Genomic DNA, 24708 nt, shown 5'->3' on the forward strand with positions numbered 1-24708 from the left:
TTGTTGTTGTTGTCTGTTTTTCCGTTGTGGTAGTTGCGGCAGGTTCTGTTGTTTCAACGGGAGTGGTTTCACCGTTCAGATAAGTGGAATCAAGCAGATTTGCCCAATAATTGCCCATATTTTCATATCCAGCTTCATTTGGATGTACACCGTCATACAGATCAGTATTTTGATCTACGACGCTGTGTATGTCTGCAAATGCAATCTTATCACCAGCGGCCTGCTTTTCTGCTACAAGATTCTGAATAGAAGTATTGTAGGAATCAATACACCCTTGTATGGTAGCAGTAAAGCCCTCTGGATCTGCGGCATAGGAAAGACCATACGACCAAAGCCAATCATAACGTTCCGCCACATTGATGTCTGGAATCGTGGAAACGTACAGAAGATCGTTCTCTCCGTCCATACTTGCCAGGATCGTATCTACCAGATTTTCCAGCCGATCAATGATGCCGTTGTTATAGTTGCTAAGGATATCGTTTGTGCCAATCTGGAGAAGTACTACATCCGGGTCATAAGCTTCGATCATATTCTGACCGTTTCCATAGTTGCTGTTGATCGTTTCCAGGATTCCCTGGCGCGTTTCTGTACCAGTGATATACTGGATAGCATAGCCGCTGTAACCAGCGTAATTGCCGTCATAAGTGACGGATTTTCCGTTGTAACTGAACGATTCTGAATTGCTGCCCTTTGGTCCCACCATATCAATGTTGGAATAACCCTTCTGCTCCAGTTCGTGGTATAGGTACTTGCGATAGCCGCCGCCGGTCCAATAGCCATCGGTGATAGAATCACCAAGAGCCATGATTTTGACATCTGAAGCACTGTCCGTTTGCTGTGCGGCAGATACGTTCAGGCCACTTGTGATCACAGAAGTAAAACACAAAGCACATGCCGCTGCAAGCGATACGAATTTTGTTTGTTTCATAATGAATCATTCCTTTCCGAATCTCCCGAAATTGGAAAAATGCCGGAATTTCGGGGACTTTTTATACTTTTAGTATACTATTCCCCACTGGAAAAGTCAAGGACTTTTGGAAAGATTTACACAAGGTTCAAGAAGCAGGAAATCATCTTCTTTTTATGTGTTGGAGTATCTATAAAATTACATTGAAATTGCGCCGTTCTTGAGCTTTTTGAATAATATTCGCATTTGTAGGAGATGGTGCTGTTATTCTGCTGCATATTTTCCCCATTATTGCGAATAGATTTGTGAAATTGCATGAAGCATCAGAAGATACATAAATTTGAAAAAAGAATAAAAAAACTCCCACTACAGTGAGAGCTTTTTGAAACGTCCAAAGGATGTTTGATACAGTTTAATCTTACTTAGACACCATACTTGCTGGTAGCAACCTTTACGCCGACACCCATTGTAGAAGTTACGGTGCAGGACTTCAGGTAGGTACCCTTTGCAGCAGACGGCTTTGCTTTAACGATAGCTTCCATCAGAGTCTCGAAGTTCTGAACCAGCTTTTCAGCACCGAAAGATGCCTTGCCGATAGGGCAGTGAATGATATTGGTCTTATCAAGACGATACTCGATCTTACCAGCCTTAGCCTCAGTGATAGCTTTAGCAACATCCGGCGTTACAGTACCAGCCTTCGGGTTCGGCATCAGTCCGCGGGGACCAAGCACCTTACCGAGACGGCCAACCAGACCCATCATGTCCGGAGAAGCGATAACTACATCGAAGTCCATCCAGTTTTCCTTGGTGATCTTGTCCACCAGATCCTGACCGCCTACATAATCCGCACCGGCTGCCTTTGCTGCTTCGTACTTGTCTTCCTTGCAGAAAACGCAGACACGAACGTTCTTACCAGTACCATTCGGCAGTACAACTGCACCACGAACCTGCTGGTCAGCGTGACGGGAGTCAACGCCCAGACGGATATGTGCCTCAACGGTCTCGTCGAACTTTGCCTTTGCATTGGTGCAAACCAGAGCCAGAGCTTCTTCTGAAGCGTACTGCTTGGTGCTGTCTACAGCCTTCCGGCTGTCATTATATTTCTTACCGTGTTTCATTTATATAATCCTCCTAGTGTAGTGGTAGTACCGGGTCGCTCATACGCTGATCCGGTTAGCGGAAATTTCCTCCCACCGACGTTCGGCTTCCGTTAGTCAACGACAACGATACCCATCGAACGGGCAGTACCAGCGATCATGCTCATTGCAGCCTCAAGAGAACCTGCATTCAGATCCGGCATCTTCTGCTCTGCGATCTTCTGGATCTGTTCCTTGGTGATGTTAGCCACTTTTTTCTTGTTCGGCTCACCGGAAGCAGTGTCGATACCGCAGGCCTTCTTGATCAGAACAGCTGCCGGCGGTGTCTTAGTAACAAAGGTGAACGAACGATCCGCATAAACGGTGATAACGACCGGAATGATCATACCGATGTCGTTCTTGGTACGCTCGTTGAATTCCTTTGTGAACGCCATAATGTTTACACCGTGCTGACCCAGCGCCGGGCCAACCGGAGGAGCAGGTGTTGCTTTACCTGCGGGAATCTGAAGCTTAATAAAACCTGTTACCTTCTGTGCCATATTGCACACCTCCATATTGTGGTAAATGGCGAGACGAAATTTGTCTCTCCCACCGGAACCGAAAGAGATCCGGATTCCGAATTGATTTTTTGCATGTATGCAAATTCATGCAGTATTGCATTAGTCGTCCTGACGAATCACCTGATTGAGCTGCAATGTCGCCGCTGTTTCACGGCCGAACATTGAGATCATAACATCAACAGTGCCGTCTTCCAGATTGATAGCCTGTACAACACCGGAGAAGCCGTCCATTGCCGTACCGGAAATGATGACGGTATCGCCGACCTCGTAGTTGACCTGTACGCTTGTGCCAAGATCTACGCCCAGCGCCGCCACTTCTTTTTCAGAAAGGGGAGTCGGCTCAGATCCGGGACCTACAAAACCGGTCACACCGCGGATATTCTTGACCACATGCCAGGTATCATCTGTATAGATCATTTTCAGCAGAACATATCCAGGGAACGTCTTGCGTTCTACTTCTTTTGTTTTGCCGTCTGTGATCTCAGTCACCTTTTCGGTAGGGACCTGAACTTCCAGGATGAGGTCATGAAGCTTTCGGTTTTCAACCACTTTTTCAATATCCTGGGCTACTTTGTTTTCATAGCCGGAATAAGTGTGAATGACATACCATTTTGCTGCCTCTGACATAATAAATCCTCCCTGTTCTGGTCACAAAATTAATTAGAAAGTCCCATTAAGAACTGCATCAGTTTCAGCAGACCGGTATCAATAAGACCGACTACAATAGAACCGATGATAACAACTGCCAGAACGACCAGCGTGTTGTTAAAGACTTTCTTTCGATCCGGCCAAACGACCTTTTTGAATTCCTTCTTCAGGTCTTTGAACCAGCCGGCAATTCTGGAAAAGAAGCCTTTCTTTTCCTTGGTTTCTTTTTTGCCCTTGCTGCCGGATTTGTTGGAGTCTGCTTTTGCAGCTGCCTTTTTCGCCTTTTTCTCGACAGCTTCCTGTCCGGCGTTTTTTTCAATATCAGCCATTGCTTGGACCCCCATTACTTTGTCTCTCTGTGCAGCGTATGCTTCCGGCAGAACTTGCAGTGTTTGTTCATCTCAATCCGTTCCGGATTGTTCCGCTTGTTCTTCTTAGTTACATAGTTGCGGCGCTTGCATTCTGTACAAGCCAGTGTTACTTTCACTCTCATGATCGGCACCTCCTGCTCGTTATACTTCTTCCGTATGCGGAAGCCGGATCGTCCTTTTCAGAGACATCCGAATCGTTTGCCTCCCTCAGTACCGCAGGGACATATTCACACAAAAAAACGGGACGTCCGACCCGCATTTGTGCAAAAAAATAAACCCCATACGAAGAGGTGTTTTCAGTATACCACATCTCGCCGGAAATGTCAAGCGTTTTTGCGATTTTTTTCTCTGCTTAGGAAAAAACGGGACTTGCTCCTCTTTTTTTACAAAAAACCCTTGCAGATTTTTGTAAATTATGATAAAATAGAGGACATGGTATCTGAGGGAACTTGTTTTTCTGAAAAAATTCGTTCTTTCAGAAGGAATGGTACAGAAAAAGCTGTATCGGTTCTAAAACGGCATGTGAAACTGATATATAATAATTGGTGCAATTGGTGTGTTATCGATCATCATGCACAATGATGCAGCACAGTGAGCGCAATGACCGGAAAACAATTGAAAAGGGAGTTTTGACACATGGCAAAAATCAGAGTAGCTGTCCTGTTCGGCGGCGTTTCGAGTGAGCACGATGTTTCGCTGATCTCAGCAGAAAATGTCATCCGCAGTATTCCGAAGGAGAAATATGAGGTGCTCTGCATCGGTATCACCAAGAAAGGACGCTGGCTGTATTTCCCCGGCGATATCTCTGAGATTTCCACAGGTGCATGGGAACAGAATCCGGACTGCACGGCGGCGATCCTTTCTCCCGATCCACTGCATGGCGGCATTGTTACCATGGAAAATGGGGAAACTTTCATTAAAAAAGTAGACGTGGTATTTCCGGTGCTTCACGGCAGAAACGGCGAGGACGGCAGAATTCAGGGGATCTTTGAGATGGCACGTATTCCCTATGTGGGCTGCGGTGTTCTGAGCAGTGCAGTCTGCATGGACAAAGGCATGACCCATACGGTACTTGATTATAATGGTATCCAGACGGCAAAGTGGGCGTGTGTGCACCAGCGTGATCTGAACAAGTTGGATGAAAAATGTATTGCCATTGCAGAAACGCTGGGATTTCCTCTGTTTGTGAAGCCGGCAAATGCAGGATCTTCTGTTGGCGTCAATAAGGCAACAGATCTGGACTCTCTGAAAGATGCCATCCAGATCGGCTTTACTCACGATGAAAAGGTTATTATTGAAGAATTTATTGAAGGCAGAGAACTGGAGGTAGCTGTATTCGGTTATGATGCACCTTTTGCCTCCTACGTGGGCGAGATCGAGCCGGCAGCGGAATTCTATGACTATGATGACAAATATGTCAATGGCACTTCGAAGCTGTACATTCCGGCACGGATCTCGGAACAGGATTCCGATCGAATTCGAGAGACAGCACTGCGGGCATATACGCTTCTTGGCTGCAAAGGACTGTCCCGTGTGGATTTCTTCCTGTCCAAAAACAGTTCTATTATCCTCAACGAAGTCAATACGCTGCCAGGCTTCACTAGCATCAGCATGTACCCCAAGCTCATGGAACATCTTGGCATGAAGCAGGAATATCTGGTGGATAAACTCATTGAACAGGCCATGGACAATGCAGCGAGAACCTATTGATGAAAGGAGAAGCTGTCACACATGACAGCAGATGACTAGCATGAAAAATGATGCCATTGGCGTTTTTGATTCTGGTATGGGCGGTCTGACGGCAGTCAAGGAACTGAATGCGCTGCTGCCCCGGGAGAATATCATCTATTTCGGTGATACAGCACGCATTCCCTATGGTGGCCGCAGTCAGGAAACGATCATGCGTTATGCCAAAGAGGATGTGGCATTTCTACGGAAACATGCTGTGAAAATGATTATTGCAGCGTGCGGTACGGTAAGTTCCATTGTAGGAGATCGCCCTCTTGTGACAGATCTTCCTTTTACCGGTGTCGTGCTTCCGACAGTGGAAGCAGCGTGCCGTCTGACGAAAAACGGGAAGATCGGTGTGATCGGTACAGCGGCAACTGTCCGCAGCGGCAGCTATGTCCAGGCAATTCGGAAGATTCTCCCGGATGCTGAAGTGACGGTGCAGGCGTGTCCATTGTTTGTGCATCTGGTGGAAAACGGCTATACAGATTTTCACAACCCGGTGACACGGCTTGTGGCAGAGGAATATCTCGCTCCGGTACGGCGTGCCGGCGTGGATACTCTGATTTTGGGCTGTACCCACTACCCGGTGATCCGAGATATCATCGCCGATCTTATGGGATCGGAGGTGCAGCTCATCTCCTCCGGTGCAGAGGCGGCAAAATATGCCCGGCGCTGCTTGGAAGAACGGGATCTGCTGACAGATCGGGAGACACCTGGTGAAAATATTTACTATGTTAGCGATAGCACAGAGATGTTCATTGAAAATGCCGGACATTTTCTGCACCAGAATGTGGTGGGAAAGGTGTTCCGGTGCAGCTTGTAACGAAAGAAGTGACGCAAGAGACATGGAGTCAGTTTTAATTAAAATGAAGAGCCGGCAGATCACGCCGGACGATGAGGAAGAGACCGAGCTGGTGACTACCGGCACATGTGACCGGAAGGACGGCATTGTGACGTTATCCTATGAGGATACGGATGCCACCGGGTTTGCCGGGTCTACGACTTCCATTCGTGTGGCAAACGATTCTCTGGTGACCATTCTCCGCAGCGGCAAGGCAAATTCCAATCTGACGCTGGAACTGGGGAAAAAGCATTTTTGCCTGTATCAGACGCCCTATGGCAATATGACCTTGGGGGTACAGGCAAAGCGGCTGTCCTGTATGATGGAAGAAGATCGGGGCAGCGTGGAAATGGAATATGTGATTGACCTCAATGCGGCTTTTTTATCGGAAAACGTGATCGAACTGCACTGGGAACTCCAGCAGGAGGAACCTGAATCGGCAGAAGAGCAGGAAGTATGAGAAATACTTCTGAGATATATCGGAAAGGAACGAAGTGAAACATGGCAGATTGTATGAAAACAGCATCTGAGACATTATACCGGATGCTTCTGGATGGACTGGGGCGGCTTGTGGCTGAGGAAAAGGTACCTGCTGAACCGATTCCGTCATTCCGGGTAGAGGTACCAGCGGATAAGTCCCATGGTGACTTTGCGGCAAATGTGGCAATGGTCAGCGCAAAGACTTTCCGTATGGCACCGAGAAAAATTGCAGAGCTGCTGCTGGGTGCAGTTTCCCTGGGGGGAACGATTTTTTCCCGTGCAGAGATCGCCGGACCTGGTTTTATGAATTTCTTTTTGAAACAGGACTGGTTCGCACAGGTAGTGGAAACGGTTTTGACGGAAAAGGAACAGTACGGCAGAACCCAGACAGGCGCCGGAAAGCGGGCACTGGTGGAATTCGTATCTGCCAACCCCACTGGTCCTATGCATGTGGGTAATGCACGGGGCGGCGCACTGGGCGACAGTCTGGCGGAGATTTTGAGCTGGACCGGATGGGACGTACAGCGGGAATTCTATGTCAACGATGCCGGCAATCAGATTGAAAAGTTTGCCACATCTTTGGAAGTACGCTATTTGCAGCACTTTGATCCTGCCGTGGAAATGCCGGAAGATGCCTATCACGGTGCAGATATTACCGAACATGCGGAAAATTTCATTGCCGAAAACGGTGATAAATATGTGCAGACAGATGCAAAGACAAGACGGGATGCTCTGGTGGCATTTGCCCTGCCGAAGAATATTGCCGGTCTGGAAAGAGATCTGAAGAAATACCGCATTGTTTATGACAATTGGTTCCGGGAGAGCACCCTGCACCAAAATGGTCAGGTAAAATGGGTAGTCGATGAACTGACAAAACGCGGCTATACCTATGAGCAGGATGGTGCAGTTTGGTTCAAGGCTACGGAGTTTGGCGCAGACAAGGACTTTGTCCTGGTGCGTGCCAATGGGATTCCTACTTATGTGGTGCCGGACATTGCGTATCATTATGACAAGCTTATGGGGCGGAAGTTCGATAAGGCAATCGACATTCTGGGTGCTGACCACCATGGCTATGTGCCACGTCTGAAAGCTGCTCTGACAGCCCTTGGCGCAGATGCTGACCGGCTGGATGTGGTGCTCATGCAGATGGTAATGCTCATGCGGGACGGTGAAGTAGTCAAGCTTTCCAAGCGCAGCGGTAAGGCAATCACACTGGTAACTCTGTTGGATGAGATCCCTTTGGATGCAGCAAGATTCTTCTTCAACACCAGAGAGGCAAACTCTCACTTTGAGTTTGATCTGGATCTGGCAGTGGAGAAGTCCTCCCAGAACCCGGTATACTATGTGCAGTATGCCCACGCCAGAATCTGTAGCCTTCTGCGTGCTATGGCAGAGGAAGGGCTGACTCTGGAACAGTGTGCACATGTGAATCTTTCTCTGCTGGAACAGCCCCAGGAACTGGAACTGATCCGCCATCTGGCAGCATTTCCGTCGGAGCTGGATGCTGCGGCAAAGTCCTATGACCCGTCTAAGGTGACAAAATATGCCACAGAACTGGCGACTCTGTTTCACAAGTTTTACGATGCATGCAGCATCAAGTATGCAGAGACACCGGAGCTGAAACAGGCACGGCTATTGTTGTGCGAAGCGGCACGTCAGGCAATCGCAAACACCCTGCATATTCTGAAGGTGACCGCTCCAGAGAAGATGTAATTTCCGGAAACAGAGGAAAAGGTTACAAATAAGTTACAGAGAAAAGCACGGAATTCTGTGTGATTTTGGTGGAAAATGCAGAGAAAACAGCTGAATACGCAGAAAGCTGAAGAAACTTTAACAAAATATCCACATATCCAGCTGGATAATGTGTTACAATTTGTAATATATTGAGCAGGCGGAGCTTTGTGACCACAGGATTTAAAAATGAAAGGAAGTTCCATATGTCAAATAGATTATTTCAAGGTCTGGTGCACCAGATGCGTGATACAATTGACGCTACTGTTGGCGTGGTCGATGATACTGCGACCATTATCGCATGCAGCGATCTGACGAAGGTTGGCACGACCAATGAGTTTGTTTCGTTGGATCTGAGCGATGTACATGATATTTTCATCCGTGACGGTTACACCTATAAGCCTTTCGGTTTCCGTTCGAAGCCGGAATACGCTGTGTTCGTAGAGGGCATGGATGATGCAGCTGCAAAATATGCCAATATTCTGGCGATCTCACTGTTCAATATCAAACAGTACTATGACGAAAAGTATGACCGCAATAATTTTATCAAGAATGTCGTTCTGGATAACGTACTGCCGGGTGATATTGTCATTAAGGCGCGAGAGCTGCACTTCAATTCTGAGGTTAGCCGTGTGGTTCTGCTGATCCGAATTGTGTCTGCAAACGATGTTTCAGCTTATGATGTCATCCAGAATCTTTTCCCGGACAAGAACAAAGATTTTGTCTTTACCATTTCTGAAACAGATATCGTTCTGGTCAAGGAAATCAAGGGCGCTGTGGACACCAAGGATCTGGAAAAGCTGGCACGTTCTATTGCGGATACTCTCAGCAGTGAATTCTATACTCGTGTTAATGTGGGCATCGGTACTATCGTTACCGGCGTAAAGGAACTGTCCCGTTCCTTTAAGGAAGCGCAGATGGCACTGGAAGTCGGCAAAGTGTTTGACACGGACAAGGCTATCGTCAGCTATGAGAACCTGGGCATTGCCCGTCTGATCTATCATCTTCCCACAACGCTCTGCGAGACATTCCTCCATGAGGTATTCAAGCGTGGCAGCATTGAATCGTTGGATCATGAGACACTCTTTACCATTCAGAAGTTCTTTGAGAACAATTTGAACGTGTCGGAGACTTCCAGAAAGTTGTTTGTACACCGGAACACTCTGGTGTACCGTCTGGAAAAAATCAAAAAGCTGACCGGTTTGGACCTTCGGGAATTTGACCATGCCATCATCTTTAAGATCGCACTGATGGTCAAGAAATATCTCTCGGCAAATCCGGCAAAATTCTAAGAACCCAAAACGCTGGTGTTTATCGGCGGTATATCTGCATAAGCCGCCGGTGCAGCGTGTGGCAGTTTTTGCATCGGCGGGTTATTTATGCCTATAAGCCTGGGATGAAGATCTGCTGGATGATCGGAACTGCGGCAAATGATACGACTACAAGAAGCAACTGCATTTTTTCGGGAATTGCGGAAAAGGCAGTTTGTGTGAATGCCCTATTGGAATAGGGCAGATTGCCCTGCGGCATGCAGCCGCTGAAAGGATGTGTGTGAACTATGGTTGAACTGAAGGATGTCTCTGTGACATATTCAAGCGGCGTAGATGCACTGCACAATGTGAATCTGAAAATCAATGATGGTGACTTTGCCTTTGTTGTCGGTGCTTCTGGTGCTGGAAAAAGTACCATGATCAAGTTGATCCTGAAAGAGATCAACCCTACAAGCGGTTCTATCTCTGTAAATGGTTATAATCTGAACAAACTGCGGCGGCGGCGGATTCCAGCACTGCGGCGGACCATTGGCTTTGTCTTTCAGGATTTTCGCCTGATCCCATCCATGACCGTTTATGAGAATGTAGCATTCGTGCTGCGTGTGATTGATTCGCCTACAAAATATATTCGCAAACGTGTGCCGTATGTGATCGGTCTGGTGGGTTTGCAGGACAAGGCGTATGCCTATCCGGACGAGCTGTCCGGTGGCGAAAAGCAGCGTGTTGCAATTGCACGTGCGCTGGTCAATGACCCACAGTTGATCATTGCTGACGAGCCAACGGGTAATATTGACCCGGAACTTTCCTATGAGATTGTAGAATTGCTTCAGGGCATCAATGATATCGGAACGACGATTCTCATGGTGACGCATGAGCATAGTCTGGTGAGACAGTTCGGCGGGCGGATCATTAATATTGATCAGGGACACATTGTCTTTGACGAAGTGATTGGAGGGAATCTGATCCATGAAGCTTAGTGGTTTCAAATACCTCACTGGGCAGGGAATTGAAAATATCTGGAAAAACCGTATGATGGCGTTTGCTTCATTTTGTGTGCTTCTGGTTTCTCTTCTGCTGGTGGGTATGTCTGTATTGTTTTACATGAACCTCACTTCTATGATCGGTGGTATTGAGGATAAAAATGAAGTCATCATCTACCTGGATGAGGGTACGACAGATCAGGAAATTGCTGAATTCCAGACGGATCTGGAGCAGATCAGCAATATCTCCAAGATCACATTTTATTCCAAGGAACAGGCTTTCGAAGATTTGAAAAAAAGTATGTCCGATTATGAAGTACTTTTTGACTCTCTGGGAGATGACAACCCACTGATTGATGGATTCCGGATCCAGATTGAGGACATTTCCACCATTTCCACGACAATTTCAGAAATCGAGACGCTGGATCATATTTATTCTATCCGTGCGCCAATGGATTTTGTGAATATTCTGACGGAACTGCGAAAGATCGTTACGGTGATTTTCGGCGTGATCATTGCCGCACTGATCGTGATTTCTATGGTGATTGTATCCAATGCCACAAAAGCAAGTGTATTTGCACGCCGTGAAGAAATTCAAATCATGAAATATGTTGGTGCAACCAATTCCTTTATTCGTGTTCCATTTTTTGTAGAAGGTATGATCACCGGTTTTCTTGCTGGGTGTGTGGCATTGGTGATCACATGGTTCGGATATGACTCATTGGTGGGACTTTTGACAGGTCAGGCAGATATTCTGTCTGTCATTGGTATGGGAAGTATCATTCCATTCCGGGAACTCGCCTGGAAGGTGGCTGCTGCTTATTTGTTGTCCGGCACATTGTTCGGTGCATTTGGCAGTATGATTTCCATGCGCAAACACCTGAATGTCTGAGGAGGCTGAATTATGAGCAGAAAAAAACACATTGGACGCCGTCTGACTGGTGCAGCGTTGTGCCTGACGCTTCTTGCAGCTGGTGTTACTGCAAACTGGGCACCGCTGCAGGATATTCCTGTTTCGGCAAAGACGCTGGCAGAACTCCAGGAAGAACGGAAATCCAATGAGGCAAAAATAGCAGAAAAACAGAAGGAACTGGATGCGCTTCAGACAAATCTGGAAGAAAAAGAAGCATATCAAAAGACTCTGCAGGAAAAGATCACCCTGCAGCAACAGAATCTGGACATTGTTGTGGAGGAATTGGATCGGATCAATCAGTCCATTGACGAAACAACAACGGCAATTTCCCAGACGGAAGACGATATCACCGTGATGGAAGCAGATATTGCCATCGGACTGGATGAGTTCAAGCTGCGTCTCCGGGCAATGTATGTTCAGGGGAACAACAGCCTGGCTTCCGCATTGGTGGGTGCAACAGATTTCTATGATTTGTTGTCTAAGTATGAGCTTATGTCCCGTGTGGCCAATCATGATAACGAGTTGGTAAACGATCTGAAGGACAAGCTGGAAGCGTGCAACGAGAAAAAGGCACAGCTGGAACAGGAAAAATCTGACCTGGAACAGCAGCAGACAGAACAACAGACAAAAAAAGACGAATTTAAAACCGCAATTGAGGAACTTCAGACGACTTATGCTGAGACCGATGAAGCGAAACAGCAGATGGAGCGGGAAAAGGAAAAGCTCAATGTGGATGTAGATACACTGGAAGAGAACAATAAAGCCTTGGATGCAGAAGAAGAAGAGATCAAGGCTGAAATTGCAAGAGCAGCGGAAGAACAGAAGAAAAAAGAAGAGGAAGAGCGCAAGAAGAAGGAAGCTGCAAAAAAACAGCAGCAGGAACAGGAAAAGCAGAACAGTAGTTCTAACAGCAGCAGTAACAGTTCCAACTCCAGCAGCAATTCCGGTAATTCTGGCAGCAGTTCCAGCGGCAGCTCCGGTTCGTCTGGCAGCAGCGGCTCTTCGGATTCTCCGTCTGTTCCGACTGGCAGTGCCAACTTTGCATGGCCGTGTCCGGGATATTATACCATTTCCAGTGGCTTCGGCAGTCGTTGGGGTACCACCCATGGTGCAATTGATATTGCCGGCGGTAATGCTGGTGCAGCAGTGGCAGCATCCCGAAGCGGTACAGTTGTTCGTGTTGTCAGCAGTTGTTCTCACAATTATCCGAAGAACTCCAGCTGCGGCTGCGGCGGCGGTTATGGTAATTATGTGATTATTCAGCATGACGGCACTTATTCCACGTTGTACGGTCACCTGGCTTCTGTTTCGGTTTCTGTCGGACAGACGGTGAGCCAGGGTCAGACCATTGGTTATGTAGGCAGCACAGGTTTCTCTACAGGTTTCCATTTGCATTTTGAAGTGCGTGTAAATGGTACCAAGGTTGACCCCATGCAGTATTTGAGCTGACCTTGCATATTTTTTCACGAAATACATATACTGACTATATATGAAGAAGGACAGGGGTGTTCAGAAACCGCTGTCCTTTTTTGCGAAAGGAATGATTTGGCGTGGAAGAAAATTCGAAACGAGAGACGGTAGAATTGCGGAAATCTACACTGGTACTGTTGTTCTGCCTTTGTGGAGTTCTTGCTGTTGGAACGGGCGTGGGTATTTATCGTGCATATGCGAGTCAGGCAGAATATGGGGAACTGGCACAGCTGAAAGCTACCGTGGAGGCGAATTATTACACAGATGTAGATGAAGAATCTACTATGCAGGGTGCTATGAAAGGCTATGTTGCCGGGCTGGATGATCCATATTCTCAGTACCTGACAGATGAGGAGTATGGAGAATTCCAGACAAACGAAGCAGGGCGGACTGTGGGTATTGGTGTTACGGTGACACCCACAAAAGAGGGATATTTGCTGATCAATTCTGTGACAGCAGATTCACCAGCGGAGGCAGCAGGGCTTCAGTCGGAAGACGAAATTATTGCTGTAGACGGGGAAGACGTTGCAGAACTGGGGTATTCTTCCGCAGTGGATGCTGTCAGAGGAGAGGAAAATACATCTGTCATATTGACAATTCGCCGGGATGATACAACGCTGGACTGTGAAGTGACCCGGAAGAACATGGAAGTTATCACGGCACAGGGACAGATGCTGGACGGGAATATCGGTTATATCCGTATCAGTGCCTTTAAGGAAAATACGCCAGAACAATACCAGGCAGTCTATGAGCAGTTGGTGAACCAGGGCGCAGAGGGATTGATCTTTGACCTGAGGGACAATGGCGGCGGTCTGGTGAACAGCCTGGAAAAAATTCTGGATCCGCTTTTGCCGGAAGGGGAAATTGCCATTGCCACTTATCGGGATGGTCATACCCAGACTCTGGTGCAGTCTGATGCTGAAGAATGTGATTTGCCTATGGTGGTGCTGGTCAACGAGAATACTGCAAGTGCAGCTGAGTTGTTTACAGCATCTTTGCGGGATTTCGGAAAGGCAAAAGCAGTAGGAACCACAACGTTTGGAAAGGGAATCATGCAGGTGACTCAGCCTATGTTCAGCGGTGCATTGACTTTGACCGTGGCGACCTATCAGACTACAAAAGGCGAGTGCTATCACGGTGTGGGGATCACGCCGGACGTTGTTGTGGATGCCGGAGAGGAGCCTGTGGATTATGATGCACCGGATGCAGTTTCCGATCCGCAGCTGGCAAAAGCACTGGAACTCATTATAGAATAAAAAAGCTGCTGCAAACAGCGAATGTCCAAATCATCGGGACAATTCGGATCGTTTGCAGCAGCCTTTTATACGTATTAAACCATTATTTCGGCTGAACCAGCAGCTGTGCTTTGTAAAAGGCATCCTTTCTGGGAATCAGATGGAGTGCGACCTCTGTGAGATAGACTTCCTGGATCTTCAGCCGGTGTTCCTTGGCATAGGTGTACATGTGCTGTATCCAGTCTGTTTCAGAAAATGCCTTCACCGGCAGCGTCAGGTATGTGCCGGCAGGAATGGTATACAGTTTTGTTTCAATGTTCATGATGTACTGAGGCAGTTCCACGAATTTTCCCAGAAGAAAAAGCTGGTCATGTTGAAACCGCTTGGAATCCAGGTGATAGCCATAGATCCGCTGGACAGAATTGACGGCAAAATGTTCAGATGAAACGGTCTTGCTTAGTTGATATTGCAGTGCTGCATCCTGTTCCTCCAGAGAAAGTTTATGGCTCCCTGGTTCTGGCAGTGTTATCAGCACTTTTCGTTCCTCCAGTTCCTGACAGACGATTTCAGGAAAACCGCCTTCCTGCAGATCCATATCTGCTTTAAGCGCTTCGTGGAGCCAGGAGAGATTCTGATAGATCTCCTGCTGCTGCAATAGCAGTTTTCGTGCGTGAAATTTTTGCTTTGCAATCAGATCCAGCAGCTCGTGGGGATCCTGGGTTTTCTGAAGATGGATGATTTTTTTCAGGGGGAAGTTCAGCTTGCGGCAGATCTGGATGATCTCAATCTCTGCATACTGTGCATAGGAATAATAGTGATAGCTATTCTCTTCATCGACTATTGCAGGCTGAATAAGTCCCAGTGATTCATAATAGCGGAGTTTGGATGGTTGAATTTTCATGTCGCTGCAAAAGGTGCCGATGGTAATGTTGTTCTTTTTCATGAAATTACCTCCGAAAAAAGAAAAAACTGTACCATTGCAGTTCCCATGGAAACAGGAATCACAGGCGCCATTGCCTAAGCTTGCATGGTTTCAAGTGACATTCCATTTCACTGTCAATGAATACAGATTCTGATTAGTTTTATTATAACAAGGTTTTTCGGAGAAGTAAAGCAAAAATTTCGAGGTTTTTGAAAAGAAAGGAAGACTGCGAATTTACTTTGCATTCATACTTTTTTCTGGAAAATACGATATTTTTTACAGAGATAAAGAACTCTTTGCCGGAATTGGTATGGTCATATGTTTTAAAATTGTCACTTGTGCATTTCTGAGAATTATGTTATAATAGGGACAATCAATTAAGGGAAACGAGTGAGATTCTCGTACAGTCACGCTACCGTGATACAGGGATTGCCTGTTCAGTCGGATTACGAAATAGCATGTTGCACAGCCTTACGAGCGATGGGGCTGTGTCCGCACGAAACAAGCGTGTTTTGGTGGAAATGCAGGAGCGGCATGTCTGTTGCCTGGAAAGGCGGCAGGCAAGGCGTTTCGTGGACATCGCTTTCTGTCACAAGAAGGCGATTTTTTTTGGAGGAATGGCGTATGGAACAGAACCGGAAAATACCCCGTATCATGCTCAGTGCCGCATCCAGCGGCAGCGGAAAGACGACCATGACGGCGGCACTCCTCGGTGCTTTCCGGGCACGTGGACTCTGTGTGCAAAGCCTGAAATGCGGTCCCGATTATATCGACCCTATGTTTCATACCCACATTACCGGCAGGGATACGTATCATGCAGATCCATTCTTTTCCGATGAAAGGCAGATGCAGCAGATTCTGATGCAGACGGCGGCAGATGCCGATCTTGCACTGCTGGAGGGTGCCATGGGATATTATGATGGCATCGGACAGACGGAACAGGCAAGCGCCTACACCGCCTCACAGGCACTGCAAACGCCGGTGCTGCTGCTTGTGACACCCAGAGGAATGGGCTGTTCTGCAGCGGCACTCTGTAAAGGGTTTCTGGAATTCCGGATGCCCAATCCCATTGGGGGTGTGATTCTCAATCAGATCCGGGAGGGAACGTATTCTTTTTATAAAGAGATTATTGAGCGGGAAACAGGACTGCCGGTCTATGGCTATCTGCCGGATCTGCCCCAGGTGCGTTTGGAAAGCCGTCACTTGGGTCTGACGACAGCCAGAGAAGTGGCTCAGCTGGATGAAAAAATACAGCTGCTGGCAGAAACGGCAGAACATACTATAGATCTGGACGGCATTCTGCAATTGGCAGCAACAGCACCGCCGCTGCCCCTTTCGCCAATGCCGGAGCAGCTGGAAAAGACATTCCGACTGGGTGTGGCACAGGATGCGGCCTTTTGCTTCTACTATGCGGAAAATCTGCACATGCTGGAACAGTGCGGCGCAGAGCTTGTGCCATTTTCCCCCTTGGCAGATGACCGGCTGCCGGATAGGTTGGACGGACTGTATCTGGGCGGCGGCTATCCGGAATTGTATCTGAAACAGCTCAGCGAAAATAGTACCTTTCTGGAAAGTCTCCGGAATGCGTCAGCAAAGAAAATCCCTATTTTTGCAGAGTGCGGCGGATTCTTATATTTGCAGGAGGCGATTCTTGATAAGGATGGTACAGAATATCCCATGGCACAGCTGCTGCCGGGAATATCAAAGCTGGGAGAACGGCTCTGCCGGTTCGGATATGTGACCTTGACAGCGCAGCAGGATTCGATTCTGGGCGAAGCAGGGACAATGATCCGGGCGCATGAATTCCACTATGCAGACAGTACAGAAAACGGTGCGGCATTTCTGGCACAGCGTCCCAATGGACGGCAGTGGCAGGCGATACAGGTGACGCAGCATATTGCGGCAGGTTTTCCACATTTGTATTTTCCGTCCAATCCGGCTGTACCACGGACATTTGCCCAGACGTGCCGGAAATTCCGGGAAGGATGTGACAGTGTATGACAGTATTGGTAACAGGCGGTTCCGGCAGCGGAAAATCTCTGCTGGCGGAAGAGATCAGCTTTCAACTGAAACGGGAACCTTTTTATTATCTGGCGACCATGCAGGTATGGGATGAGGAATGTCGGAAACGTATTGCACGCCATCGGGAACAGCGTGCCGGAAAAGGCTTTCAGACTGTGGAAACGCCGATACATCTGGCGGAGACAGCACAGACACTGACGCCGGGCGGTACGGCACTGCTGGACTGTATCGGCAATCTGATGGCAAATGAACAGTTTGACGCAGCGGCACCGGATCCGGTACAGGCGGTGGTCGATGGAGTGCTGGCTGTGCAAAAACGGCTGACCCATCTGGTCACCGTGACGAATGAGGTCTGTTCGGATATTCCGCCGGAGGACATGTCTATGCAGGCATATCTGCAAAATATAGGACGAATCAACTGTGCTCTGGCAAAGGCAGCAGATGTGGTCATAGAGGTGTGCAGCGGCATACCGATTTTTTGGAAAGGAGAGGAACGATATCATGAGATCCTGGTTTGAATCGCTTCTGATTGCCCTCTCCATGTATAGTGCACTGCCGGTGAAATGCTTGAACTGGACGGCAGATAATCTGCGTCATGCCATGGCATTTTTCCCTCTGGTGGGACTGCTCTGCGGCGGTGGGTTATGGCTTGTCTGGACAGTGTGCAGTCTGTTGGGTGTAGGCGCTGTGCTGTTTGCCGTACTGGCAGTTCTGAGTGTTGTGGTTATCACTGGCGGTATTCACCTGGATGGCTTTTGTGATACGGCGGATGCGCTCTATTCCCGTCGGCCTCGTGAGGAAAAGCTGCGGATCCTGAAAGATCCCAACTGCGGGCCTTTTGCTGTATTCAGTGTCATTCTCGTGCTCCTGGTCAGCTTTGGCGCATATACAGAACTGTATGGTTCTCAGAGCAGGCATGTGCTGGGGCTTCTTACTGGGGGATTTGTGCTGACACGCTGCCTCAGTGGGATTTCTATTACCCGTTTCCCCTGTGCGCCTACCAGTTCTCTGGCAAAAACATTTGGTGAAAACGCCGGTACTCATGTGAGTGTGATACTTGCAGTGGAATTCGGCGTGGCAGGCTGTTGTATGGTACTGTGGTACCATTGGCTGGCAGTTATCTTGATCCTCCTTTCCATGGGGATCTTCGGGGGCTATTATCATATGCAAAAAAAGCAGTTTGGCGGACTGACAGGAGATCTGGCTGGTTTTTTTCTGGTACTGAATGAAACTGCATGGCTGCTGGGAACGGCTTTGTTGGGAGGTGTGCTGTTATGAGATTGATACTGGGTGGCTATGCCCAAGGGAAACTGGCATATGCCATGGAACGTTTCGGGCTGACGGAAAAAGATGTGTGGGATGCGGCAGAAGAACCTCTTTCCGCCTGGAACGGACAGCGCATCATATACCATGCAGAGGATCTGGTAACCGGCTGGATGCGTGAAGGAGAAGATCCCTGCCAGGCAGCAAAGGACATGCTCTCTCAATGGCAGGATGTGATTCTCATTTCCCAGGAAGTGGGGTGCGGATTGGTTCCTGTTACAGCGGAACGGCGGGCATGGCGTGAGGCGGTGGGACGATTCAACACTTTTCTTGCCGGACAGGCAGAGACAGTAGATCGGGTCTGCTGCGGTCTGGGAATGCGGATCAAAGGAAATGGGGCGTGATTGTATGTGGATCTTGTGCAGTGTTCTGTTGGGATTTTTGTTGGATCTCTGCTTTGGAGATCCTCATTGGCTGCCTCATCCGGTGGTCTGGATCGGAAAAGGTATTTCCGGTATGGAACGGCTGCTGCGCTGGATCTTTCCCAAAACGCCAGGTGGTGAATGTGCCGCAGGAGTCGTGCTGGCTGTGATGATACCCCTTCTGAGTCTTGTCATTTCCGGCGGCGTACTGTATCTGGCATATCGTATCTCTTTCTGGCTGTGGTTTGTTCTGCATACCTTTTGGGCGTATCAGATTCCGGCAACAAAATGTCTGGCGGCAGAGAGCAAAAAGGTGTATGCAGCATTGCAAGCCGGGGACCTGGATTCCGCAAAAAAGCTGTTATCCTATTTGGTAGGCAGGGAAACAACGCAGCTGACAGAGGAAGAAGTAACAAAAGCGTGTGTGGAGACGGTGGCGGAGAATACTTCCGATGGCGTTACAGCACCTCTGTTTTATCTGCTTCTGGGCGGCGTGCCGCTGGGATTTTGCTATAAGGCGATCAATACGCTGGATTCTATGGTTGGCTATCGCAACGAGAAATACATCCATTTCGGTACAGCTTCGGCAAAACTGGATGATGCGGCAAATTGGATCCCGTCACGGCTCTGTGGCCTGCTGATGATCGCTGCGGCAGGAGTATTGGGACTGGATGGAAAAAATGCATTCCGGATATTCCGGCGTGACCGGAACAATCACCTGTCACCCAATTCAGCTCAGACGGAATCTGCTGCGGCAGGTGCACTTGGCATTCAACTGGGCGGTACACACGTCTATTTCGGACAAATCGTGGAAAAGCCTACTATTGGAGACCGAATCCGTTCGGCAGAGGCAGCTGATATTCTGCGTACCAACGGACTTATGTACGCAGCGGCAATGCTTTCAGTAGGATTATTCGGGTTATGTAGGGCATTGATCGTTTTTGTGATAACCTAAGGCAAGGAGTGAGGAAAATGGAGATCCATGGCGGAGATATCTACACAGCAGAGGAAGAACTGCAAACGGATTATGTCATCGACTTTTCCGCAAATATCAATCCTTTCGGCGTTCCTGCGTCTGTCCGGAAGGCAATCAACGGTGCAGTGCAGCAGCTGGTGCACTATCCTGATCCCTATCAGCGGAAGCTGCGGCATGCCCTTGGGGAATTTCACCAGGTGCATCCGGATCATATTGTCTGCGGCAACGGCGGCGCAGATGTGATCTTCCGGCTGGTGCGTGCAGTTGCACCGAAAAAGGCACTTGTGCTTGCGCCGACCTTTTCGGAATACGCAAAGGCACTGGAGGAAAACGGCTGCGAAGTACAGTATTGGACGATGCCAGAGCCCTTTGTCGTGACAGAGGCGATTTTGGATGAACTGGAACAGGGCAGCTATGATTTTCTGGCACTGTGTAATCCAAACAATCCCACGGGAACGCTGATCGCCCCGGGACTTCTGCAGCAGATCCTGGATCTGGCAAAGCAGAAACAAGTGTTTGTGCTGCTGGACGAATGCTTTTATGATATGACAGAGGACGAGATGGGCATTGATTCCATGATTCTGGATTCTGGCAGCTATGCCAATCTGCTGATCCTGAAATCCATGACAAAATTATATGCCATCCCTGGACTGCGGCTGGGATACGGGATTTGTTCCAATGCAGAATTGGTGGAGCGTATCCGTACTATGGGACAGCCCTGGCCGGTGAGCACTCTGGCAAGCGAAGCCGGATGTGCAGCAGTGGAGGATCACACCTACCGGACGCAGTTTTTAAAGTTCCTGCAAGAGGAACGGGATTTTCTCTATGATGGACTGAAAAGTCTGGGTTTTCGGGTGTGGAAACCCCATGCCAATTATATTTTCTTTCAAGTGCCGGGCTGCTATGATCTGGATCGACGGTTGCTGACCTATCATGTATTGCTGCGGCACTGCGATTCTTATGTGGGCTTGAATGCGGAATATTATCGTGCGGCAGTGCGTTCCAGAGAGGATAACCAGTATTTTCTGCGCTGTCTGCGGAAAATCATCAGCAAAAGGGGGCTTTATTGATGCATGCAAAATCCATCATGGTAGTGGGAACAATGTCTTCGGCAGGAAAAAGCTTTATCACTGCCGGACTGTGTCGGATCTTCCGGCAGGACGGGCTGCGAGTCGTACCCTTTAAATCACAGAATATGGCGCTGAATTCCTATATTACCCGTGACGGTCTGGAAATGGGACGTGCACAGGTAATGCAGGCGGAGGCTGCCGGCGCAGAGCCGGATGTGCGGATGAATCCTATTCTGCTGAAACCTACCAGCGACAGCGGTTCTCAGGTTATTGTGAACGGCGAAGTAATCGGTACTATGGGTGCTGTGGCGTATTACACCAAAAAAGAGGAACTGATTCCCCATATCATGAAGGCATATGATTCCCTTGCAGCAGAAAATGATGCGATCGTGCTGGAGGGAGCTGGCAGTCCGGCGGAGATCAATCTGAAAGATGTGGATATCGTCAATATGGGTATGGCAAAGCTGTCCGATTCTCCGGTGATTCTGGTAGGTGATATTGATCGGGGCGGTGTGTTTGCCTCTGTGTATGGCACCATTGTGCTCATGGACGAAGAAGAACGCAGCCGCATTCAGGGAATCATTATCAATAAATTCCGTGGGGATGTGGAAATTCTGAAACCAGGTCTGGCCATGCTGGAAGAATTGACTGGCGTGCCGGTGCTGGGCGTTGTGCCTTATGCCCAGCTGGATCTGGACGATGAGGACAGCCTTTCCGACCGTTTGACGCACCGCACAGTGCAGACAGGCGCAAAACTGGATCTGGCAGTGATTCGTGTACCAAGGATTTCGAACTTTACGGATTTTGAAGTATTTGAGCGCATTGACGGTGTTTCTGTACGATATGTGACACGGGTGCGGGAATTGGGCAATCCCGATGCCATCCTGCTGCCGGGAACGAAAAATACCATGGCAGATCTGCGCTGGATACGCCAGAACGGTCTGGAGGCAGCGATTCTGAAACAGCACGAAAAGGGCAGCCTTGTGATGGGTATCTGCGGCGGTTTCCAGATGCTTGGAAGGACACTTTCTGACCCGGAAGGCGTGGAGGACGGCGACTCTATGCGTGGCATGGAGCTGCTGGACACAGAAACGGTATTCCTATCCCAGAAACGGCGAACACGGATGAACGGCGTCATTGCTTCTGTGGATGGAGTATTGGAGCCATTGTCCGGTCATGCTGTCAGCGGCTATGAGATACACATGGGCGAGACAAGGGGGCTTGGCAGTGCTGTGCCTTTTACCACGTTGGAAACCGGAGAAACAGACGGCTACCGTAATCCGGAGGGAACTGTGTTCGGATCGTATCTCCATGGGATATTTGATTCTCCGGAAACGGCACAGAAGCTGGTACAGGCACTGCTCACGAAAAAAGGTGAAGATTCCAGTACAATCGAGGCTTTTGATCTGGATGCCTATAAAGAGGAACAATACGACAAGCTTGCCGACACGCTCCGGAAGAACCTGGATATGCAGCGTATCTACGACATTCTCAACCAGTGGGGAGAATGCACATGAAGTCGCTGCGGGAAGGCTATACCACCGGCTCTTGTGCAGCAGCAGCAAGTCTGGCATCGGTGCTGTGGCAGATAACCGGAATCTGTCCGGAGCAGGTGGAACTGGAAACGCCTGCCGGGGTGACACTTCGCCTGGAAATTCAGGCAATATCCCAAGGTATCTGCGGTGTCATCAAGGATGGCGGCGACGATCCCGACGAGACAAATGGCTGTCTTGTGACGGCACAGGTGGAGATCTCTGACGAACCGGGTGAGATTCGGTTTCATGCCGGTGAGGGTGTGGGTATCATTACCCGGAAAGGCTTGAAACTGCCGGTGGGAGAACCGGCAATTAACCCGGTGCCTCGGCAGATGATTGAAAAAGCCTTGCGCTCTGTTATTGGACAGCGAGGCGCAGAGGTAACTGTTTCTGTACCTGGCGGTGCGGAAATTGCTGTGAAAACCTTTAATGGCAGACTAGGCATTCAGGGTGGATTGTCCATTCTGGGCACTACGGGAATTGTTCGTCCTATGAGTGAAGAAGCAGTGAAAGAATCCCTCTGCCTGGAACTTTCCATGTGCCGGGCGGAATACGGCACTGCCTGTGCGTTGGTGACGGGCTATGCCGGGGAAAAATATCTGCGAAATCAATACGATTCTTGCGGCGGCATTGTTCTGTGCAGTAATTATCTGGGTTATCTGCTGGACTGTGCAGAAGAAATGGGCTTTACGCATATTCTGCTGGCAGGCAGACTGGGAAAGCTGGTGAAACCGGCAGCGGATATTATGTATTTGCACAGTCATACTGCCGGCGGACAGCGTGAGGTGCTCTGTACTCATGCCGCTCTTGCCGGGGCATCTACAGATCAGGTGCGGCAGCTGTATCAGTGCAATACCACATCTCAGATGCAGGAATTGCTGACGGCTTTCGGATTGGGAGAATCGGTGTGGGCTTCTGTTGCAGAGAGTGCCTGTGAGAACTGTATGCGCCGCACCCACGGGAAGATCCAGGTGGGAATGCTGCTGCTGGATGAAAAAGATCAGATACTGGCAAAAAGCCAATTGGCGGAGACTGTACGAAAGGAGTGGAGTCAATGCAGCATGAATTGATTTTGGCAGGCGGCGGAAGCGGCATGGAGGATTATCTGCTTCCGGCGGCAAAACAAGCGTTGGAGTCGGCTGATTGCATCATTGCTTCGGAGAGATTCCTGAAACTGGTTGATGCAAAAAAAACGAAGCGTATGGGGTGTATATCCGATTTGCTGGATCATCTGCCGCACTGGCTGGAGGAAGAGAGTCTGGGCATTGTGGTTTCCGGTGATCCGCTGCTATACAGCCTATGCCGGACAATCCGCACACGATATCCGGAATTATCTCTCAGAGTGTTTCCCGGTGTGGGTTCTTTGCAGCTGTTGGGTGCAGCATTCGGACTGACCATGGAAGATGCAGCAATTCTGAGCATTCATGGCAGAGATTGTTCTGCCGGAAAAATTGCATGTACCGTGGCGGAGCATTCGGTGACATTTTTCTTCTGTTCCAGAACCCAGGGACCGAACGAAATCGCAGCGGCACTGGCGGCTTATCATCTGGAGGGAATGGAACTGTTTGTGGGCGCTGATCTGACTTATCCGGAGCAAATGCTCTGGCATGGAAAACCGGAGGAATGGACAGAACGGGAAAATCCTGCACTGTGTGTTGCAGCAGTAAAGAATCCGTCCTCGAAACCTGTTCTGCGTCCGGCACTTCTGCCAGACAGTGCATTTCTGCGGAACGCGTCACCAATGACCAAGGAAGAAGTCCGTGCGGTGATTCTCAGTAAGCTGCGGTTACAGCCGGATGCTGTCGTCTGGGATCTGGGCGCAGGTACCGGAAGTATCTCCATTGAATGCGCCCGGATGTGTCCTTACGGTCAGGTCTATGCCGTGGAATATAAAGAAACGGCGCTGGAGATACTGGAAAAGAATAAGGCATATTTCCAGACGGAGCACCTGACTATTGTGCCGGGCAGGGCAGAGGAACAGCTGAAAAATCTGCCTGTGCCGGACTGCATCTTTATCGGTGGCAGCGGCGGCGCTATGGCGGAGATTCTGAAAACTATCTGCGCACTGCCGAAAAAGATCCGGCTGGTAGTTAGCGCTGTTACTCTGGAGACCCAGGCAGAATTGTATCCTCTGTTGGAACAGCTGCCAGCATTCGAAGTAGTGCAGATCGCCGTCAGCTGCGGCAAGCAAGTAGGCAGTTACCGGGTGTTGGACAGTAATCATCCGGTGATGCTGTTTTCCTGTGAGACAAGGGAGTGAGCC

General features: G+C 49.0%; 25 protein-coding genes and 1 riboswitch. Of the genes, 18 read left to right on the forward strand and 7 right to left on the reverse strand.

Annotation, left to right across the window (positions count from 1 at the left end; genetic code table 11):
* The 6 genes from QZ375_RS02490 to rpmG form a co-directional block, all read right to left on the reverse strand.
* Nucleotides 1–928, reverse strand: a 928-nt coding sequence (locus tag QZ375_RS02490) for an SGNH/GDSL hydrolase family protein (RefSeq protein WP_295214740.1), incomplete at its 3' end; no start/stop codon positions are given.
* Between the two features lie 401 nt (nucleotides 929–1329).
* Nucleotides 1330–2025 (reverse strand): 50S ribosomal protein L1, encoded by a 696-nt coding sequence (gene rplA, locus QZ375_RS02495; protein ID WP_295214743.1) that lies wholly within the window; start codon nucleotides 2023–2025, stop codon nucleotides 1330–1332.
* Between the two features lie 92 nt (nucleotides 2026–2117).
* Nucleotides 2118–2543: a 50S ribosomal protein L11 gene (gene rplK / locus QZ375_RS02500; protein WP_295214746.1), complete on the reverse strand. Its 426-nt coding sequence runs from the start codon at nucleotides 2541–2543 to the stop codon at nucleotides 2118–2120.
* A 120-nt stretch (nucleotides 2544–2663) separates the two neighbouring features.
* Entirely contained in the window at nucleotides 2664–3191 is a 528-nt protein-coding gene (gene nusG, locus QZ375_RS02505; protein ID WP_295214748.1) for a transcription termination/antitermination protein NusG, read from the reverse strand.
* Between the two features lie 29 nt (nucleotides 3192–3220).
* Nucleotides 3221–3541 (reverse strand): preprotein translocase subunit SecE, encoded by a 321-nt coding sequence (gene secE / locus QZ375_RS02510; RefSeq protein ID WP_295214750.1) that lies wholly within the window; start codon nucleotides 3539–3541, stop codon nucleotides 3221–3223.
* A 14-nt stretch (nucleotides 3542–3555) separates the two neighbouring features.
* Nucleotides 3556–3705 (reverse strand): 50S ribosomal protein L33, encoded by a 150-nt coding sequence (gene rpmG, locus QZ375_RS02515; RefSeq protein WP_022050678.1) that lies wholly within the window; start codon nucleotides 3703–3705, stop codon nucleotides 3556–3558.
* A 514-nt stretch (nucleotides 3706–4219) separates the two neighbouring features.
* Here rpmG and QZ375_RS02520 point away from each other — a divergent pair.
* The 9 genes from QZ375_RS02520 to QZ375_RS02560 all read left to right on the forward strand — a co-directional run bounded on the left by QZ375_RS02520 (nucleotide 4220) and on the right by QZ375_RS02560 (nucleotide 14256).
* Complete coding sequence (locus QZ375_RS02520; protein WP_295214754.1) at nucleotides 4220–5293, forward strand: D-alanine--D-alanine ligase family protein; 1074 nt, start codon at nucleotides 4220–4222, stop codon at nucleotides 5291–5293.
* A 40-nt stretch (nucleotides 5294–5333) separates the two neighbouring features.
* Nucleotides 5334–6137: a glutamate racemase gene (gene murI, locus QZ375_RS02525; RefSeq protein WP_295214757.1), complete on the forward strand. Its 804-nt coding sequence runs from the start codon at nucleotides 5334–5336 to the stop codon at nucleotides 6135–6137.
* 22 nt (nucleotides 6138–6159) lie between these two features.
* Complete coding sequence (locus QZ375_RS02530; RefSeq protein WP_295214760.1) at nucleotides 6160–6615, forward strand: DUF1934 domain-containing protein; 456 nt, start codon at nucleotides 6160–6162, stop codon at nucleotides 6613–6615.
* A gap of 41 nt (nucleotides 6616–6656) precedes the next feature.
* Nucleotides 6657–8348, forward strand: a complete 1692-nt coding sequence (gene argS / locus QZ375_RS02535) for an arginine--tRNA ligase (protein ID WP_295214762.1) — start codon at nucleotides 6657–6659, stop codon at nucleotides 8346–8348.
* A 224-nt stretch (nucleotides 8349–8572) separates the two neighbouring features.
* Nucleotides 8573–9658, forward strand: a complete 1086-nt coding sequence (locus tag QZ375_RS02540; protein ID WP_295214765.1) for a helix-turn-helix domain-containing protein — start codon at nucleotides 8573–8575, stop codon at nucleotides 9656–9658.
* A 266-nt stretch (nucleotides 9659–9924) separates the two neighbouring features.
* Complete coding sequence (ftsE, locus tag QZ375_RS02545; RefSeq protein ID WP_295214768.1) at nucleotides 9925–10614, forward strand: cell division ATP-binding protein FtsE; 690 nt, start codon at nucleotides 9925–9927, stop codon at nucleotides 10612–10614.
* Nucleotides 10604–11509 carry a permease-like cell division protein FtsX gene (ftsX, locus tag QZ375_RS02550; RefSeq protein ID WP_295214769.1) on the forward strand — a complete coding sequence of 302 codons (906 nt, stop codon included), beginning with the start codon at nucleotides 10604–10606 and terminating at the stop codon, nucleotides 11507–11509. The genes ftsE and ftsX overlap by 11 nt, the downstream gene beginning before the upstream one ends.
* A gap of 12 nt (nucleotides 11510–11521) precedes the next feature.
* Nucleotides 11522–12979, forward strand: a complete 1458-nt coding sequence (locus QZ375_RS02555; protein WP_295214771.1) for a peptidoglycan DD-metalloendopeptidase family protein — start codon at nucleotides 11522–11524, stop codon at nucleotides 12977–12979.
* Between the two features lie 101 nt (nucleotides 12980–13080).
* Nucleotides 13081–14256 carry a S41 family peptidase gene (locus QZ375_RS02560; RefSeq protein ID WP_295214774.1) on the forward strand — a complete coding sequence of 392 codons (1176 nt, stop codon included), beginning with the start codon at nucleotides 13081–13083 and terminating at the stop codon, nucleotides 14254–14256.
* Between the two features lie 82 nt (nucleotides 14257–14338).
* On the opposite strand, the gene QZ375_RS02565 is transcribed toward QZ375_RS02560, so the two are convergent.
* Nucleotides 14339–15178 carry a MerR family transcriptional regulator gene (locus QZ375_RS02565; protein ID WP_295214777.1) on the reverse strand — a complete coding sequence of 280 codons (840 nt, stop codon included), beginning with the start codon at nucleotides 15176–15178 and terminating at the stop codon, nucleotides 14339–14341.
* A gap of 318 nt (nucleotides 15179–15496) precedes the next feature.
* Nucleotides 15497–15628: riboswitch (cobalamin riboswitch) on the forward strand.
* Nucleotides 15629–15781: 153 nt separating this feature from the next.
* Here QZ375_RS02565 and QZ375_RS02570 point away from each other — a divergent pair.
* The 9 genes from QZ375_RS02570 to cbiE are packed head-to-tail and all read left to right on the forward strand — an operon-like array spanning nucleotide 15782 to nucleotide 24705.
* Complete coding sequence (locus QZ375_RS02570) at nucleotides 15782–17158, forward strand: cobyrinate a,c-diamide synthase (protein ID WP_295214779.1); 1377 nt, start codon at nucleotides 15782–15784, stop codon at nucleotides 17156–17158.
* Nucleotides 17155–17697 carry a bifunctional adenosylcobinamide kinase/adenosylcobinamide-phosphate guanylyltransferase gene (locus QZ375_RS02575; RefSeq protein ID WP_295214782.1) on the forward strand — a complete coding sequence of 181 codons (543 nt, stop codon included), beginning with the start codon at nucleotides 17155–17157 and terminating at the stop codon, nucleotides 17695–17697. The genes QZ375_RS02570 and QZ375_RS02575 overlap by 4 nt, the downstream gene beginning before the upstream one ends.
* Nucleotides 17681–18457: an adenosylcobinamide-GDP ribazoletransferase gene (locus tag QZ375_RS02580; protein ID WP_295214785.1), complete on the forward strand. Its 777-nt coding sequence runs from the start codon at nucleotides 17681–17683 to the stop codon at nucleotides 18455–18457. Before QZ375_RS02575 ends, QZ375_RS02580 begins: the two co-directional genes overlap by 17 nt.
* Nucleotides 18454–18846 (forward strand): bifunctional adenosylcobinamide kinase/adenosylcobinamide-phosphate guanylyltransferase, encoded by a 393-nt coding sequence (locus QZ375_RS02585; protein WP_295214788.1) that lies wholly within the window; start codon nucleotides 18454–18456, stop codon nucleotides 18844–18846. The genes QZ375_RS02580 and QZ375_RS02585 overlap by 4 nt, the downstream gene beginning before the upstream one ends.
* Nucleotides 18836–19819, forward strand: a complete 984-nt coding sequence (gene cbiB, locus QZ375_RS02590; RefSeq protein ID WP_295214792.1) for an adenosylcobinamide-phosphate synthase CbiB — start codon at nucleotides 18836–18838, stop codon at nucleotides 19817–19819. Before QZ375_RS02585 ends, cbiB begins: the two co-directional genes overlap by 11 nt.
* A 17-nt stretch (nucleotides 19820–19836) precedes the next feature.
* Complete coding sequence (locus tag QZ375_RS02595) at nucleotides 19837–20910, forward strand: threonine-phosphate decarboxylase (protein ID WP_295214796.1); 1074 nt, start codon at nucleotides 19837–19839, stop codon at nucleotides 20908–20910.
* Nucleotides 20910–22427, forward strand: coding sequence for a cobyric acid synthase (locus QZ375_RS02600; protein ID WP_295214800.1), 1518 nt, complete (start codon nucleotides 20910–20912; stop codon nucleotides 22425–22427). Before QZ375_RS02595 ends, QZ375_RS02600 begins: the two co-directional genes overlap by 1 nt.
* Complete coding sequence (gene cbiD / locus QZ375_RS02605; RefSeq protein ID WP_295214804.1) at nucleotides 22424–23515, forward strand: cobalt-precorrin-5B (C(1))-methyltransferase CbiD; 1092 nt, start codon at nucleotides 22424–22426, stop codon at nucleotides 23513–23515. The genes QZ375_RS02600 and cbiD overlap by 4 nt, the downstream gene beginning before the upstream one ends.
* Nucleotides 23500–24705, forward strand: coding sequence for a precorrin-6y C5,15-methyltransferase (decarboxylating) subunit CbiE (gene cbiE / locus QZ375_RS02610; RefSeq protein ID WP_295214807.1), 1206 nt, complete (start codon nucleotides 23500–23502; stop codon nucleotides 24703–24705). Before cbiD ends, cbiE begins: the two co-directional genes overlap by 16 nt.
* The last annotated feature ends 3 nt before the right edge of the window (nucleotides 24706–24708 follow it).

Origin of the sequence: Ruminococcus sp. (assembly GCF_019417665.1) — a bacterium.
Taxonomy (GTDB): Bacteria; Bacillota; Clostridia; order Oscillospirales; family Ruminococcaceae; genus Ruminococcus_C.

What these genes read in the sequence shown, in the direction of transcription:
- rplA (WP_295214743.1), bottom strand. Translation starts at nt 2,025, where the DNA reads ATGAAACACGGTAAGAAATATAATGACAGCCGGAAGGCTGTAGACAGC.
- rplK (WP_295214746.1), bottom strand. Translation starts at nt 2,543, where the DNA reads ATGGCACAGAAGGTAACAGGTTTTATTAAGCTTCAGATTCCCGCAGGT.
- nusG (WP_295214748.1), bottom strand. Translation starts at nt 3,191, where the DNA reads ATGTCAGAGGCAGCAAAATGGTATGTCATTCACACTTATTCCGGCTAT.
- secE (WP_295214750.1), bottom strand. Translation starts at nt 3,541, where the DNA reads ATGGCTGATATTGAAAAAAACGCCGGACAGGAAGCTGTCGAGAAAAAG.
- rpmG (WP_022050678.1), bottom strand. Translation starts at nt 3,705, where the DNA reads ATGAGAGTGAAAGTAACACTGGCTTGTACAGAATGCAAGCGCCGCAAC.
- QZ375_RS02520 (WP_295214754.1), top strand. Translation starts at nt 4,220, where the DNA reads ATGGCAAAAATCAGAGTAGCTGTCCTGTTCGGCGGCGTTTCGAGTGAG.
- murI (WP_295214757.1), top strand. Translation starts at nt 5,334, where the DNA reads ATGAAAAATGATGCCATTGGCGTTTTTGATTCTGGTATGGGCGGTCTG.
- QZ375_RS02530 (WP_295214760.1), top strand. Translation starts at nt 6,160, where the DNA reads ATGGAGTCAGTTTTAATTAAAATGAAGAGCCGGCAGATCACGCCGGAC.
- argS (WP_295214762.1), top strand. Translation starts at nt 6,657, where the DNA reads ATGGCAGATTGTATGAAAACAGCATCTGAGACATTATACCGGATGCTT.
- QZ375_RS02540 (WP_295214765.1), top strand. Translation starts at nt 8,573, where the DNA reads ATGTCAAATAGATTATTTCAAGGTCTGGTGCACCAGATGCGTGATACA.
- ftsE (WP_295214768.1), top strand. Translation starts at nt 9,925, where the DNA reads ATGGTTGAACTGAAGGATGTCTCTGTGACATATTCAAGCGGCGTAGAT.
- ftsX (WP_295214769.1), top strand. Translation starts at nt 10,604, where the DNA reads ATGAAGCTTAGTGGTTTCAAATACCTCACTGGGCAGGGAATTGAAAAT.
- QZ375_RS02555 (WP_295214771.1), top strand. Translation starts at nt 11,522, where the DNA reads ATGAGCAGAAAAAAACACATTGGACGCCGTCTGACTGGTGCAGCGTTG.
- QZ375_RS02565 (WP_295214777.1), bottom strand. Translation starts at nt 15,178, where the DNA reads ATGAAAAAGAACAACATTACCATCGGCACCTTTTGCAGCGACATGAAA.
- QZ375_RS02570 (WP_295214779.1), top strand. Translation starts at nt 15,782, where the DNA reads ATGGAACAGAACCGGAAAATACCCCGTATCATGCTCAGTGCCGCATCC.
- QZ375_RS02575 (WP_295214782.1), top strand. Translation starts at nt 17,155, where the DNA reads ATGACAGTATTGGTAACAGGCGGTTCCGGCAGCGGAAAATCTCTGCTG.
- QZ375_RS02580 (WP_295214785.1), top strand. Translation starts at nt 17,681, where the DNA reads ATGAGATCCTGGTTTGAATCGCTTCTGATTGCCCTCTCCATGTATAGT.
- QZ375_RS02585 (WP_295214788.1), top strand. Translation starts at nt 18,454, where the DNA reads ATGAGATTGATACTGGGTGGCTATGCCCAAGGGAAACTGGCATATGCC.
- cbiB (WP_295214792.1), top strand. Translation starts at nt 18,836, where the DNA reads ATGGGGCGTGATTGTATGTGGATCTTGTGCAGTGTTCTGTTGGGATTT.
- QZ375_RS02595 (WP_295214796.1), top strand. Translation starts at nt 19,837, where the DNA reads ATGGAGATCCATGGCGGAGATATCTACACAGCAGAGGAAGAACTGCAA.
- QZ375_RS02600 (WP_295214800.1), top strand. Translation starts at nt 20,910, where the DNA reads ATGCATGCAAAATCCATCATGGTAGTGGGAACAATGTCTTCGGCAGGA.
- cbiD (WP_295214804.1), top strand. Translation starts at nt 22,424, where the DNA reads ATGAAGTCGCTGCGGGAAGGCTATACCACCGGCTCTTGTGCAGCAGCA.
- cbiE (WP_295214807.1), top strand. Translation starts at nt 23,500, where the DNA reads ATGCAGCATGAATTGATTTTGGCAGGCGGCGGAAGCGGCATGGAGGAT.